The organism is Herbaspirillum sp. NPDC087042 (assembly GCF_044745245.1).
In the GTDB taxonomy this organism is placed as follows: domain Bacteria; phylum Pseudomonadota; class Gammaproteobacteria; order Burkholderiales; family Burkholderiaceae_D; genus Herbaspirillum.
This window is the reverse complement of record NZ_JBIUZW010000001.1, coordinates 501341-516176: the sequence shown is the minus strand read 5'-3', so window position 1 is coordinate 516176 and position 14836 is coordinate 501341. Positions and strand designations below refer to the sequence as shown.

11 protein-coding genes and 1 tRNA gene are annotated in these 14836 nt (G+C 63.5%); 7 read left to right on the top strand and 5 right to left on the bottom strand.

The features are described from left to right. Positions 1 to 94: 94 nt before the first annotated feature. From ACIPHN_RS02285 to ACIPHN_RS02270, 4 genes are all read right to left on the bottom strand, one after another. The gene (locus ACIPHN_RS02285) at positions 95 to 1546 is read right to left on the bottom strand and encodes a TolC family protein (protein ID WP_400432121.1); all 1452 of its coding nucleotides are present in this window, start codon (positions 1544 to 1546) and stop codon (positions 95 to 97) included. After that, complete coding sequence (locus ACIPHN_RS02280) at positions 1536 to 2879, bottom strand: HlyD family type I secretion periplasmic adaptor subunit (RefSeq protein ID WP_400432118.1); 1344 nt, start codon at positions 2877 to 2879, stop codon at positions 1536 to 1538. Before ACIPHN_RS02280 ends, ACIPHN_RS02285 begins: the two co-directional genes overlap by 11 nt. Continuing rightward, a complete protein-coding gene (locus ACIPHN_RS02275) occupies positions 2876 to 5059 on the bottom strand; it encodes a type I secretion system permease/ATPase (RefSeq protein WP_400432115.1) in 2184 nt (727 codons plus the stop codon). The genes ACIPHN_RS02280 and ACIPHN_RS02275 overlap by 4 nt, the downstream gene beginning before the upstream one ends. A gap of 718 nt (positions 5060 to 5777) precedes the next feature. Further along, positions 5778 to 5864: transfer RNA gene (locus ACIPHN_RS02270), tRNA-Leu, on the bottom strand. A gap of 212 nt (positions 5865 to 6076) precedes the next feature. Between ACIPHN_RS02270 and ACIPHN_RS02265 the strand changes: the two genes are divergently transcribed. Then, positions 6077 to 6271 (top strand): DUF1653 domain-containing protein, encoded by a 195-nt coding sequence (locus tag ACIPHN_RS02265; RefSeq protein ID WP_198980860.1) that lies wholly within the window; start codon positions 6077 to 6079, stop codon positions 6269 to 6271. A 19-nt stretch (positions 6272 to 6290) separates the two neighbouring features. Here ACIPHN_RS02265 and ACIPHN_RS02260 read toward each other — a convergent pair whose 3' ends face one another. After that, entirely contained in the window at positions 6291 to 7271 is a 981-nt protein-coding gene (locus ACIPHN_RS02260) for a LysR family transcriptional regulator (protein WP_400432112.1), read from the bottom strand. A 110-nt stretch (positions 7272 to 7381) separates the two neighbouring features. Between ACIPHN_RS02260 and ACIPHN_RS02255 the strand changes: the two genes are divergently transcribed. The 6 genes from ACIPHN_RS02255 to tig all read left to right on the top strand — a co-directional run. After that, on the top strand, positions 7382 to 8473 hold the full coding sequence (locus tag ACIPHN_RS02255; RefSeq protein WP_400432109.1) for a tartrate dehydrogenase: 1092 nt from the start codon (positions 7382 to 7384) through the stop codon (positions 8471 to 8473). Positions 8474 to 8615: 142 nt separating this feature from the next. Beyond that, complete coding sequence (locus ACIPHN_RS02250) at positions 8616 to 9956, top strand: glycerate kinase (protein WP_400432106.1); 1341 nt, start codon at positions 8616 to 8618, stop codon at positions 9954 to 9956. Further along, entirely contained in the window at positions 9940 to 11358 is a 1419-nt protein-coding gene (gene pyk, locus ACIPHN_RS02245; RefSeq protein WP_400432103.1) for a pyruvate kinase, read from the top strand. Before ACIPHN_RS02250 ends, pyk begins: the two co-directional genes overlap by 17 nt. A gap of 137 nt (positions 11359 to 11495) precedes the next feature. Then, positions 11496 to 12806: an MFS transporter gene (locus ACIPHN_RS02240; RefSeq protein ID WP_400432100.1), complete on the top strand. Its 1311-nt coding sequence runs from the start codon at positions 11496 to 11498 to the stop codon at positions 12804 to 12806. A gap of 157 nt (positions 12807 to 12963) precedes the next feature. After that, on the top strand, positions 12964 to 13461 hold the full coding sequence (locus ACIPHN_RS02235; protein ID WP_400432097.1) for a CreA family protein: 498 nt from the start codon (positions 12964 to 12966) through the stop codon (positions 13459 to 13461). 293 nt (positions 13462 to 13754) lie between these two features. Beyond that, the coding region (tig, locus tag ACIPHN_RS02230) for a trigger factor (RefSeq protein ID WP_400432094.1) at positions 13755 to 14836 on the top strand (1082 nt) is incomplete at its 3' end.

Genomic DNA, 14836 nt, shown 5'->3' with positions numbered 1-14836 from the left:
GCCGTTGATCCATTGACAATCAGTGAAACTCTTTGGAAAGCCAACATCAGGCAACCGAACGTCGTTCAAACTGACGAGGCTGCCTGCTGCGGGCTCATCGAACCGTGGTGGCGTTCAACGTCGAACGTCCCATTTTCCCCACATCGGCCAGCAGCCTGAGTCGTGCAGAACGCCACTCGGAGATGGCGCGGATGCGTTCCTGCTCGGCATCACCCAAGGCCGTTTGCATGTTGAGCAACTCGGTGATGTCGGCCACGCCGCTTTCGTATTTGCGGCGAATCGTATCGACTGCCTGCTGCGCCACCTCCAGCAACTGGCGCGAGGAAGACAGGCTGGCCAGTGCCGAGCTGGCCTCAACGTAGGTGGTTGCGATCTCGCCCAGTACCTGGGCCTGGACATCCCGGAACTCGGCCTCCTTGAGATCGATCTGGGCTTGCGCGCCATCGATCTTGTAGGTACGCGCAAAGCCCTCGAAGAGGGGGATGTTCAGGTTCAGGCCGACGACGCGGTCGCGCTGGCCAGGGGCGCCGGGTGGCTGGTTGGGGCTGCCGTTGACGTACTGGCTCACGCTCAGGTCCAGCGTCGGTCGGCCTTCGGAGCGGGCAACCTGCAGCTTTTCGCGGGCTGCCTGCAGCTGTGCCTGCGCGGCCAGGATGGCGGGGTGGTATTGCCTGGCTGCGAGCAGCCAGGCGGGCAGGTTGTTGGCCAGTCCGCCGGGGTCCTCGGTGGGTTCGGTGGTCAGGACAAAGCCGGGGCCATCGCCTGCTTCTCCTTGCAAGCCCAGCGATACCGCCAGGGTGACCAGGGCTTTCTTGTACTGGCCTGCGGCCCGGATCTGCTCCATTTCAGCCCTGGCCAGGAAGGTGCGGGCCTGCAGGGTCTCCGGTTGCGAGCCCACGCCACGCCGCTCGCGCCGGATGGCGATCTCGAGCATCTGGCGTGCCAGCGCTTCGGCTTTTTCACGGGCCTGCTGGCTGGCGCGGGCACTGAGCGCCTCGAAGTACTGGCCCACCACTTTGGACAAGGTTTTCTGCACGCTGGCATCGTGACTGGCCGAGGCCGCCTGCAACAGGGCATCGGCGGCGCGCTGGTTGGCGCTGCGCCCGCCAAAATCCAGCAGGCGCCAGGTCAGCGTGGCGTAGAGCGTGTTGACGGCATTGTGGCTGCTGCCCAGGTCGGAGCGGCTGCTGGCATCCTGGCGGCCCACACTGGCATTGATGGTGGGCAGGCTGGCTGCGCGCGCTTCGCCCACCTGGGCTGCCTGTATCTTGATATTGGCCCAGGCCACCTGGACCTGCGGCTGATGGCACAAGGCCAGGTCCACTGCCTCGGCCAGCGAGAGGGTCTTGAGCGCGGCCACCGGTGCTGGCTGGCAAGGCAGGACCTGCTCGTCACCGGGCAGCAGCTTGCCATCGATCAGCTCCGGCGGACGGGCCAGCAGGGGATCGTCCAGAATCCTGCCGGGACCGGCTGCCGTCGCGCATGATGCGACCAGGTACAGCAGGATGGCGCCACAGTGCTGGCGGGACGGACGTTTAACGCTCATGCAAGGCCTCCTTCTGGTGCCGGATCAGCGGCGAGAGCACATACTCGATCACGCGCCGGCTACCGGTCTTGATTTCGACATTCACCGACAATCCGGGCGACAGCGCTACCTGCCTGCCATCGACCTGGAGACTGTTCTTGTTCAACACGATGCGGGCCGAATAGATCAGCCCCTTCTTCTCGTCCTGGATGGCATCGCGCGAGACGTGGACGACCCTGGCGGGGACGGTGCCGTACTTGCTGTAGTCGAAGGCATCGATCTTGACCTCGGCCTGCTGGCCGATCTCGACGAATCCCACGTCCTTGTTTTCCAGCATGGCCTCCACCTCGACTTCGCTGTCTTGCGGCACGATCTGCATCAGTGGCTGGGCGGCCGGAACCACGCCACCCACGGTGTGTACCGTCAACTGCTGCACCGTCCCGTCAACCGGCGAGACCAGCTTGAGCAGCCGGCTGTGTTCGGTGGCGCGACGCTGGTCCTGTTGTGCGCCCTCGATGATCTTCTCGGCCTCGACGCGGCTGTCATGCGCCTCCTTGCGGCTTTGTGCGATCAGTCCGATGCGCTGGTTGCGGGCATCGGCCAGCTGTCCTTGCAGATCGACCCTGGCCTGTTCCTTCTCCATCCAGGCGTGGCGCGAGACGGTATGGTCTTCCATGAGCACGTGGTAGTCGCTGGCACGCAGGGCGGCCAGTTGCAGGGCGCTGCGGTAGCGCAGGATCTCGTCGTCAAAGCGGCCCAGCCTGGCGCGCAGGTCTTCGAACTGGCCCAGCAACTGGCTGCGTACCGATTGCCACTGTGCCGGCGACACGTCGGCAACCGGAGGCAGTTCCGGTGGACGCAGGGTGTCCAGCGCCTGCATCATGGCGGCCGCGCGCGCGGCTTGCAGACGCGCCTGGGCCACGGCGTCGCTGGCCTTGTCGCGTTCGGCGTCGCTGCTGCTGGCATCCAGTTCGACCAGCACATCGCCGGCCTTCACCGATTGCCCCTCCGATACCAGGATGGTCTTGACGCTGGCCACATCCACCGAGGCGATGGTCTTGGTGTGCGACGACACGATGATCTTGCCAGCGGCACCGACCACGATGTCCATGCGCCCGATCAGGGACCAGGCCAGCGCAAACACCACGATGGCCACCAGGATGCGCGCAGTCCAGCGCAGGCTACGCGACGCCGGCGCCTCTTGCAGCGACAGTGCGGCCGGCAGGAATTCGGCTTCCTCCTTGTTGAAATAGTCGCTCCTGAGCGTCTTGCGACTCCCCCAGGCGTGCAGGAACACCTTCAGGTAGCGGCGCCACAGATCCATCCAGGCCATGGAACGATGATGCAGACTCATGATGCCTCCGGCAGTGCTTGTTCGCCCGCATGGCCGGCCTGCAGTCGATGCAGGTGCGCGTAGATGCCGCCGGGCAGCTTGAGCAGTTCCTCATGGCGACCGCTTTCGGCCACGCGACCGCGCTCCATGACGATGATGCGATCGGCGTCGCGCACCGCCGAAAGACGGTGGGCGATGATGAGCACGGTGCGGCCGGCGCAGATCTGGCGCATGTTGTCCTGGATGATCTTTTCCGATTCGTAGTCCAGGGCGCTGGTGGCTTCGTCGAAGATGAGCACACCGGGGTTGCCGATCAATGCCCGGGCAATCGCGATGCGCTGGCGCTGGCCGCCGGAAAGGCCGCTGCCTTGTTCACCGACCAGGGTGTCATAGCCTTCGGGCAGTTCGCAGATGAAATCGTGGGCGCCCGCCAGCTTGGCCGCGGCGATGATGGGTTCGATGGGCAGGGCCGGGTCGGCCAGGGCGATGTTGTCCCGGATCGAGCGCGAGAAGAGGGTGTTTTCCTGCAGCACCACACCGATCTGCTGGCGCAGGGAAGCGGTATCGATGATGGCGAGATCCTGGCCATCCACGGTGACGCGCCCGGACTCGCACAGATAGAGCCGTTGCACCAGCTTGGTCAGAGTGCTCTTGCCTGAGCCCGAGCGGCCGACGATGCCGATGATCTCGCCGGGCTGGATCTGCAGCGTCAGGTCGCGGATCACTTCCGGGGTGTCCGGTCGATAGCGGAAGGACACCCGCTCGAAGCCGATCGCGCCCCGTACGCGCGGCAGGCGGGTACGGTTGCCGGCCACTTCGGTGCGGGCATCGAGCACATCGGCCAGCCGGCTCATGGAAATGCCGACTTGCTGGAAGTCGTTCCACAGTTGCGCCAGACGCAGGATGGGGGCCGCCACCTGGCCTGCCAGCATGTCGAAGGCCACCAGCTCGCCCACCGACATCTCGTTCTTGACCACTTGCAGCGCACCCAGCCACATGATGCCTGCCGTCACCAGCTTGCTGACCAGGGTGACGCCGCCGCTGGCCACCAGGCTGATGTTGGTGGTGGTCAGGCCGGCGGCGACATAGGCGGCCAGTTGCTGGTCCCACTTCTGCTGCCAGCGCGGCTCCACGGCCATGGCCTTGACGGTGTCCATGCCGGTCAGGGTCTCGACCAGGAAGGACTGGTTTTCGGCGCTCTTGTTGAACTTGTCGTTGAGGCGCTGGCGCAGCACGGGCGTAAAGATCAACGACAGCATCAGATAGACCGGGATGGAGGCCAGCACGATCAGGGTCAGGGGGACGCTGTACCAGAGCATCACGGCCAGGAAGATGAAGGAGAAGAGGATATCCAGCACCAGGGTCATGGCATTGCTGGTGAGGAAGCTGCGGATGTTCTCCAGCTCGCGCACCCGGGCGATGGAGTCGCCTGCGCGGCGTGCCTGGAAGTAGCTCAACGGCAGGCTGAGCAGGTGGGCGAAGAGCCGCGAGCCCAGCTCGACGTCGATCTTGCTGCTGGCATTGGCGAAAATGGCGGTGCGGATACCCGAGAGCAGCGCCTCGAACACGGTGGCCACGATCAGGCCGATGGCGATCACATCGAGGGTCATCATGGCGTGATTGACCAGCACCTTGTCCATCACGACCTGGAAGAACATCGGCGTGATCAGCCCGATGATCTGCAGCACCAGCGAGATCAGCAAGACCTCACCCAGTACCTTGCGGTACTTGACCACCGCCGGGATGAACCAGGTGAAGTCGAAGCGCGAGGACTCGCCGGCATAGCTGGCCTTGCTGGTCACCAGGATCACCTGTCCGGACCAGAAGGAGGCGAAGTCCTGACGCGACATGACCTGCGGCGGCTGTCCCGCTTGCTGGATCAGGATGCGCCATTCCCTGGGGGCATCGCTCCCGGCCTGATCGATCTTGGCGAGCATGAAGAAGCGCCCGCTGCGATCGATGCCGATGGCCGGCAAGGGAGTGCGCTCCAGTCGCGTGGGTTTCTGGCGGATGCATCTGGCCTTCATGCCCAGCGAGCGCGCCGCCAGCAGGATGGTTTGCACGCCGAAGTGCGCGCTCCCGTAGCGGTGTTGCAGTTGCATGGCATCGGCGGCCACGCCATGCAATCTGGCCATCATCATCAGGCAGAGCAGGCCGCTATCTACGTCTGTCTGGTCGGTGTCCTTGTCAGCTGGTCTCATACTTTCCCGATTGTGTGGAGGAGAGGGGTAGGAAGAGAGAACAAGGAACGGCTGCCGGCCCGTCATCCTCAGCATGCTGCCCGCAGCGTTAGACGCAGGCGAGCACAGGCCTGGCGCACGGCCAGCACTGGCCCGAGCGACGCCTTGGTGAGGATGGAGGTAGCGATGAAAAACTCCCTGAGCATTGCGACGCATCGGCCTTGACGAGGAGGGCGCTTCAAGTGGCGCTTTTTGTCTCGTTCAGAAGCCAATCCGTTTCTTCCCGCGGTCATTGAACCGAAGCCGGGAGACGGGGGCAATTGCACCATGGGGGTGGCCGCCCGGGGCCGGGAGCTTGCCGCTGCAAGCTGGTTTTGCCGGGAAGTGAAGATTTGTTCGTGAGATGCCGTCTGGATCGCTAGCTGGCAAGGTGTGACAGGTAGCGGGAGGGAGAGGTGAAGCGTTCTATGTGAACGAATGCGCAGATAGGCGGCGCAGAAAAAACTTCATGCGCCCAGCGTCGTGCTTGCATCCTGAAGGTAGAAACTGCACCCACCCACGTCATTCAGGGGGGGGGCGATACCAGGAAGCTTGCCGGGACGCGCCGGCCGTCGGTGCGTGGGCCGTCTGGAAGGGGCATATCGTCAGGGCAGTGGCACTGTCGTGCCAACACCTCCCGACGAATTGCGGATCAATGACAGTCCTGTTTCAATAAGTGATTGATTTAAAACGGATTGTCTGGTGCGAGGAGGGGGACTCGAACCCCCACACCATTGCTGGCGTCAGGACCTAAACCTGGTGCGTCTACCAATTTCGCCATCCTCGCTGAAGGTGTCGGGCATCGGTGCGATAGCAGTCTGGAAGCGGGTACGCTACAGAGTTGCCGCTACCGATGCAGGTAGCATTTTGTCAAAGCCCGCAATTGTACTGCAAGCCGTTGCCCGTGTCTGCGTTTTTCTGCAGGGCTATTTTCCTGTGTCCCGGCATCGGTAGTACCATGCGGCCTTGATCATTTCACACACTACACATCGGGGTTGCATGACACGCTATCGACACTACAAGGGCGGCATCTATGACTATGTCGACGAGGCCATCCTGGAGGCCGACCTTACGCCCATGATCGTCTATCGCGCCGCCGATGGCCGCCTGTGGCTGCGCCCGCGTGCGGTCTTCTTCGAGATGGTCGAGGTCGACGGCAGGCAGGTGCCGCGCTTCGAGAAGATCGACGACTGAGGCCAGCCAGACCGGCTGCCTAGCCCCGGGTCTTGTGCCCACGCCCCGTCCGGCGCGTAGCGGCCGGTGTGCTGTCGGTCGCCTCGGGAGAGATGTCCGCCAGCTGCGCCGCAATGAAATCGACAAAGGCCCGTATCCGGTTGGACATCTGGTGACGTTGCGAATAGACGGCATAGATGTCTGCATTGGGCGTCTGCCAGCCAGGCAGGACCTGGACCAGGCGGCCATCCCGCAGATAGGGGCGGACATCCCATTCCGCGCGCATCAGGATGCCATGTCCCTCCAGGGCCCACTTCACGGCAATCTCGCCATCATTGGTGGTCAGGTTGCCGCGAATCTTGACGGTCTCCGTCTTGGGAGCCGTACCACTCCCCGCAGTCAGACGCCATACCCCATAGGCTTCGTCGCCCTGGCGGATACCCACGCAATTGTGTTTGGTCAGGTCGTGAGGTGTCACCGGCATGCCCCGCCGCGCCAGGTACTCGGGCGTGGCGCAGAGCAGCCGGGAGTTCGAGGCCAGGCGTCGGGCCACGACACGGGTGTCGGGCGGCTCACCAAAACGGATGCAGACATCGAAGCTGTCTTCGGTGAGTGGCGGAGGCGTGACCGATAGCTGCAGCTGTACCGACACCTGCGGATATTCGGCGACGAATTTCGAGATGATGGGGGCGACGTGGCTGCGCCCGAAGCCCAGCGTGGCATTGACGCGCAGCAAACCTTCCGGGCGGCGCTTGGAGCTACCCAGCAGCTCCGACAGCTCGTCGATTTCATCCAGGATGCGCCGTGCGTGCTCCAGGTAGAGCTCACCTTCCGGGGTCAGCATCATGCGACGCGTCGTGCGATTGATCAGCGGCACGCCGGCACGGCTCTCCATCTGGGTCAGGTGCTTGCTGACCGCTGCGGTCGTCAGGCCCAGTTCGCGCGCGGCAGCGGAGAGGCTGCCCGCCATGGCAAGGACCGAGAAAAAGCGCAAATCGGAAGGAAGGACGACGTCCTGCATGATCGATAGTTGAATTCAAGTTAAGGATGCTTTGAGTTTAGCACCGGTTTTTGTAAAAAAAACTGCGTAGAGTACGCCTCCACCACAACATTTTTCTGAAAGGCGGAGACATGAATACTTATCGCATCGCAACGATCCCGGGTGACGGCATCGGCAAGGAAGTCGTTCCTGCCGGCCAGCGGGTGCTGGAAGCACTGGCGGCCACCAGCAGTAAATTCAAGTTCGAGTTCGAGAATTTCGATTGGGGTGGCGACTACTACCGCAAGACCGGCGCCATGATGCCGGCCGATGGCCTGGATGCGCTGCGCAACAAGGACGCCATCCTGTTCGGCTCCGCTGGCGACCCGCACATCCCTGACCACATCACGCTGTGGGGCCTGCGCCTGAAGATCTGCCAGGGCTTCGACCAATACGCCAATGTGCGCCCGACCCGCATCCTGCCGGGCATCGATGCGCCCCTGAAGCGCTGCAAGCAGGAAGACCTGAACTGGGTCATCGTGCGCGAGAACTCGGAAGGCGAATACGCCGGTGTCGGCGGCCGTGTCCACCAGGGGCACCCGATTGAAGCTGCTACGGACGTGTCGATGATGACCCGCGCCGGCGTTGAGCGCATCATGCGCTTCGCCTTCAAGCTGGCCCAGTCGCGCCCCCGCAAGCTGCTGACCGTGATCACCAAGAGCAATGCCCAGCGTCATGCGATGGTGATGTGGGATGAAATTGCCGTCCAGATTTCCAAGGAATTCCCGGACGTGAAATGGGACAAGGAACTGGTCGATGCCGCCACCGCGCGCATGGTCAACCGTCCGGCCACGCTGGATACCATCGTCGCCACCAACTTGCATGCCGACATCCTGTCCGACCTGGCCGCCGCCCTGGCAGGCAGCCTGGGCATCGCGCCCACGGGCAACATTGATCCCGAGCGTCGTTATCCCTCGATGTTCGAGCCTATCCACGGTTCGGCCTTCGACATCATGGGCAAGGGTCTGGCCAATCCGGTGGGCACCTTCTGGTCCGTCGTGATGATGCTGGAACACCTGGGCGAACATGAAGCTGCCGCGCAGGTGATGCAGGCCGTGGAAGCCGTGACCGCAGACCCGTCGCTGCATACCGGCGATCTGGGCGGCAAGGCTACGACGGTCCAGGTGACCGATGCCGTCTGTGCCTTCGTCACCAAGGCGGCAAACACCCAGAAGGCGGCTTAAGCCCTTCCTTGGCGGCCCACTGGGGCCGCATTCAAGACCACAGCTCTCCACCAGCGCCGTTTCGGGCGCTGGTCGGGATGCTGCGCACTAAAAAAACATAGACGAAGACGGGGTAATCAACCCTGCCGTTGCTGGAGACGCAATGCCCATTGCAAAATCACCGTCGGACCGGCTCGACATCGACGCCCTGTTGAAGGGCATGTTCGATGCAGCGATTGCCATCGCACAGCCGGCTGCACGCATTCCCCAATTCCTGCCTGAGCCGCCGCGCGGGCGCCTGATCGTGATCGGCGCCGGCAAGGCCTCGGCCGCCATGGCGCGGGCGTTCGAAGACCACTGGCCGGGCAGGATCGAGGGGCTGGTCGTGACGCGCTACGGCTATGCCGTGCCGTGCGAGCGTATCGAGATTGTCGAGGCGGCCCACCCTGTGCCTGACGAGAATGGCCTGGTGGCAGCCACGCGCATCATGGACATGGTGCGTGGTCTCACCGAAGACGATCTGGTGGTGTGCCTCATCTCAGGGGGCGGTTCCGCTTTGCTGCCTTTGCCGATGGCCGGTTTGACGCTGGCCGACAAGCAGCGTATCAACCAGGCGCTGCTGGATTGCGGCGCCTCCATTTCCGAGATGAATTGCGTGCGCCGGCATCTTTCCGCGATCAAGGGCGGACGGCTCGCCGCCGCCTGCTACCCGGCGCGGGTCGTGAACCTGCTCATTTCCGATGTGCCTGCCGATGGCGTCCATGACATCGCATCCGGACCCACAGTGGCCGACCCGACCAGCTGTGCCGATGCGCTGGCGATCGTGGCGCGCTACGGTATCGACTTGCCACCCCAGGCGCATGCCATTCTCTCGGATAGCCATACCGAGACCCCCAAGCCCGGCGACCCGCGCCTGGCCCGGGTGCAAACGCACCTGATCGCCACGCCGCAGATGGCGCTGGAAGCCGCCGCTGACTATGCGGCCAGGCTGGATGTGCCGGCGCACATCCTTTCCGACGCAGTGGAAGGCGAAGCCCGCGATGTGGGCAAGGTGATGGCCGCCATCGCGCGCCAGGTGGCGCGGGGCGACAAGCCATTCAGCGCGCCCTGCGTCATCCTCTCCGGCGGTGAAACGACCGTGACCGTGCGTGGCACGGGGCGCGGTGGACGCAACGTGGAATTCCTCCTCTCCCTGGGCATCGCCTTGAACGGCGAGAAACGCGTCCATGCGCTCGCCGGTGACACCGACGGCGTCGATGGCCGGGAAGAAATCGCCGGCGCCCTGCTGCGTCCGGACACCCTGGAGCGGGCGCGTATCAAGGGCCGCCCGCCGATGACCTGCCTGGAAAACAACGACGCCCATGGCTTCTTCCAGGTGCTGGGTGACTCCGTCATCACCGGCCCGACGATGACCAATGTGAATGACTTCCGCGCCATCTATATCGGCGCCTCCGAGAACAAACAACCAACAGGAAATGGAGAACCCCATGCGCCGTCTGCGTAACGCCAAGATCGTCGCCACCCTCGGCCCCGCCAGCAGCGACCGCTCGACCATCAAGGCGCTGTTCGAAGCGGGCGTCGATGTGTTCCGCCTGAATTTCAGCCATGGCAGCCATGAAGACCATCGCAAACGTCTTCAGTTGATCCGGGATATCGAAGCGGAAGTGCAGCGGCCCATTGGCGTGCTGCTCGATCTGCAGGGGCCGAAGCTGCGTATCGCCACGTTTCCCGCAGGCCCGGTACGACTAGACGAAGGGGCGGCATTTGGCCTGGACCTGGATGCGGCAACGCCGGGAACGGTCAAGCGGGTCGCGCTGCCGCATCCGGAAATCTTCGCCGCCCTGAAGCCGGGTACCTGCCTGCTGCTCGACGATGGCCGCATTCGGCTCAGGGTTCAGCGCTGCGGGGCGGACTTCGCCGAGACGATCGTCGAGATAGGCGGGTTGCTGTCTGAACGCAAGGGTGTGAATGTGCCGGACGTGGTGCTGCCCGTCTCGGCCATGACCGCCAAGGACCGCCGCGACCTCGACTTCGGGCTGGAACTGGGGATCGACTGGGTCGCCTTGTCCTTCGTGCAGCGGCCTGAAGACATCCGCGAGGTGCGCGCCATTGTGGGGGAGCGTGCGGCCATCGTGGCCAAGCTTGAAAAGCCCGCCGCCATCGCGCTGCTGGACGATATTGTCGATGCCTCCGATGCCGTGATGGTGGCGCGCGGCGACCTCGGCGTGGAGCTCCCTGCCGAGCAGGTGCCGGCGCTGCAAAAGCGCATCGTACGTGCCTGCCGCAAGGCCGGAAAGCCGGTGATCGTGGCCACGCAGATGCTGGAATCCATGGTCACCGCACCGGTCCCCACGCGCGCTGAAGCCTCCGACGTTGCCACGGCCATCTATGACGGTGCCGATGCCGTGATGCTGTCGGCCGAGTCGGCCAGCGGTGCCTGGCCGGTCGAGGCCGTGCGTACGATGGACCTCATCATCGGCCGGACCGAGGCCGACCCTTACTACCGCGAAGCGATTGCCGTATCGCATTCGGCGCCACGTGCCGAGTTCTCCGACGCCATCGGCTATGCCATGCGCCATGTGGCGGCGCTGCTCAGCGCGGCGGCCACGGTGGCCTATACGACCTCCGGCTATTCGGCGCTGCGCATGGCGCGGGAGCGTCCGGGCACCCCTATCCTCGGCATGACCCCCAGCCGCGATATCGCACGGCGCCTGGCGCTTGTCTGGGGCGTGCATGCGGTGCTCTGTCACGAGATCGTGGATGCGGGTGAGGTCAGTGAACTGGCCTGCAGGACCGTCCGCGACGAAGGTTTTGGCAGCAGCGGCCAGACGGTGGTCATTTCAGCTGGCATGCCTTTTGGCGCGCCAGGAACAACGAATTTGCTGCGACTCGCACAAATCGCCTGAGCCAGGCTCAGGCAGTCAAACGGCAGTACCGGACCAGAACAGAAGCCGTCGGCCGCCTTGCAAGGGGCCAGAGGGCAGAACAACCCCGGCAGAACAACACCATTTAGCAACCGGACTCAAGCTCGAAGGAGGAGACAATGACAACCGATATCGAAACACGCGTTTCCCGCAAACTCATGTGGCGCATCATCCCATTCGTGATGCTGCTTTATTTCATCAGCTTTCTTGACCGGGTCAATGTTGGCTTCGCCGCCATCACGATGAACAAGGAGCTGGGCCTGTCGCCGACCGCTTTCGGCCTGGGAGGAGGGCTGTTCTTCATCGGCTATTTCCTCTTTGAAGTGCCATCCAACCTGATCCTGCACAAGGTCGGCGCGCGCATCTGGATCGCGCGGGTGATGGTGACCTGGGGGCTGATCTCGGCCATTTCGGCCTTTGCCGTCGGTCCGAACAGCTTCTATGTCCTGCGCTTCATGCTGGGCGTGGCGGAGGCGGGCTTCTTCCCGGGCATCATCCTCTACCTGTCGCTGTGGTTCCCGGCCAAGCAGCGGGCAGTCGCGGCAGCCTGGTTCATGGCCGCCGCCCCCATTTCCGTTGCGCTGGGCTCGCCCCTGTCGGGCGCCATCATGCAATTGCCAGGCGTCTTTGGTCTGGCGGACTGGCAGATGCTCTACATCATCGAGGCAGCACCGGCCATCGTCCTGGGTTTCGTGGTGTTGAAGTACATGACCGACAAGCCGGAGCAGGCCGAATGGTTGCAGCAGGATGAGCGAGAGTGGCTGATCGCGCGCCTGAAGGTCGAGTCCGATGCCAAGAAGGGCGGTCATGGGCATACGGCCAGCGCCTGGAGCGCATTGAAAGACCTGCGCGTCCTGGCCCTGGCGCTGATCTATTTCGGTACCTCCGCTGGCCTCTACACCCTGGGCCTGTGGGCGCCGCTGATGATCCGCGAATTCGGTTTCAGCCCGTTTGAGACCGGTTTGCTGGCGGGTGTGCCAAGCGTCGTGGCGGTGGTCGCCATGGTTCTTTGGGCGCGTCATTCGGACCGTACCGGCGAGCGTACCTGGCATGTGGTCTTGCCTTGCGTGTTGGCATGCGCCGGCTTCCTCCTGGCGGGCAATGCCTCGACCGCGCTGTTCGTGGTGCTGTCGCTGGTCATCGTGAACGTGGGGATCAGTTCGGCCAAGGCACCCCTGTGGGCCATGCCCAGCACCTTCCTCTCCGGTGCGGGCGCAGCTGCCGGCATTGCGATGATCAACTCGCTGGGCAACCTGGGCGGTTTCGTGGGGCCGTTTGCCATCGGCTGGCTCAAGAACACGACGGGCAGCTATACGGCCGGCTTGTACGTGGTGGCCGCATCGCTGGCACTGTCCGCAGTCGTGACCCTGATGCTGAGCCGCCAGACGCGCCGCCACGACGGGGTGGTCAAGGCCAGCCACGGTCATTGATCGGGCGACAGGGTAGCTGTTGAAGAGGTGCCAATTCATCCAAGGTACTGGATAATTGCGCGAATGGAGGGGGAGGTGGCGGCACCGGACTTCCCGGTGCGATGCGCCCAACCCCATCCGGCAGCTCATCATTCGCCTCTATCTCAACAGGTATCCCATGATTCATACAGCACGCGCCCTGGTTGGCGCGATATTGGCGGCCAGCGCGGTCGCCGCCACTTTCCCGCAGGCGGCAGCGGCCGAGAACCTGGCCGAGGTCAGTACGGCCTTCCGCTGGCTGGGCAAGAACGACCGCGTGGTCATCGAGGCCTATGACGATCCCAAGGTCGCCGGGGTGACCTGTTATGTCTCCCGCGCGCGTACCGGTGGCGTCAAGGGCACGGTGGGGCTGGCCGAGGACAAGTCCGAGGCCTCCATCGCCTGCCGCCAGGTGGCGCCCACGGTGCAGTTCAAGGAAAAGCTGCCGGTCCAGGAGGACGTCTTCAGCGAGCGCATGTCTATCCTCTTCAAGCGCCTGCATGTGGTGCGGGTGGTCGATGCCAAACGCAATACCCTGGTCTACCTGACCTATTCCGACAAGCTCATCGATGGCAGCCCGATGAACGCCGTGACAGCTGTGCCCATGTCCGCGGCCACGCCGATTCCCGTCAAATGAATGAAATTCACTAAATTCTTTTCGGTTTGCTTTTGCTGACGGGCAATCAAGGGGGCGGGCTGAATCCCCCGCAGCCCGCGCCAGGCCTGGCTGGGCGGCCTTCTGCAGGCTTTTGCGGCTGTTTGCAATGCGGCAAGGCCAATTTTGGACTATCGGCGCTTTTTGCGTATAGAATAGCGAGCTTTAGCGCGGCCGGGCAGGGCGCTTGACGTCTGCAATCCATCAATCAGGTCTGATTGGGACGCAGGAAAAATGCTCCGGCTTACGGAATTCTTAACATTTGGACGATTTAAATGGCAACTGCAGTCGAAACCCTGAGCAAACTCGAACGTCGTATGACCCTGACTTTCCCGCTGGCCGATGTTCAGGCTGAAGTGGAAAAGCGCCTGAAGGTGCGCGCCCGTACCGCCAAGGCACCGGGTTTCCGTCCGGGTAAAGTGCCGATGAAGATGGTTGCCGCCCAGTTCGGCTACCAGGTCGAAACCGAAGTCTTGAACGACAAGGTCGGCCGCGCATTCAATGACGCCGCCGTCGAGAACGACCTGCGCGTGGCAGGCTTCCCCCGTATCGAACCCAAGACCAGCGAAGAAGCCGGTGAAGGTCAACTGGCCTTCGACGCGACCTTCGAAATCTATCCGGAAGTCGCCGTGGGCGAGCTGGCCGGTGCCGACGTCGAGAAGACCGTTGCCTCGGTCTCCGACGCTGAAATCGACAAGACCATCGACATCCTGCGCAAGCAGCGCGTGCACTACCACGTCAAGGGCGAGCAAGGCGCGCACGGCGACGGCGGTGCTGACCAGTCGGCCCAGAACGGCGACCGCGTGACCGTCGACTTCGTCGGCAAGATCGACGGCGTGGAATTCCAGGGCGGCAAGGCGGATGCCTTCCCGTTCGTATTGGGCGAAGGCCGCATGCTGCCGGAATTCGAAGCTGCGACCATCGGCCTGAAGGTGGGCGAGTCCAAGTCCTTCCCGCTGGCTTTCCCCGAGGATTACCACGGCAAGGATGTGGCCGGCAAGACCGCCGAGTTCACCATCACCGTCAAGAAGATCGAATGGGCGCACATGCCTGAAGTCGATGCAGTCTTCGCTCAGTCCCTGGGCATCGAAGACGGCGATCTGGCCAAGATGCGCGAAGACATCAAGAAGAACCTGGAGCGCGAAGTCACCGCCCGCACCAAGGCCAAGACCAAGGACAGCGTCATGAATGCCCTGATCAAGGCATCCGACCTGGAAGTCCCCAAGGCCCTGATCGAGCAGGACGTCGAGCGCCTGGCCGAAATGGCTCGCCAGGACATGGCACAGCGCGGCATGGACCCCAAGGGCATGCAACTGCCCAAGGAACTGTTCACCGCCCAGGCCGAGCGCCGCGTGCG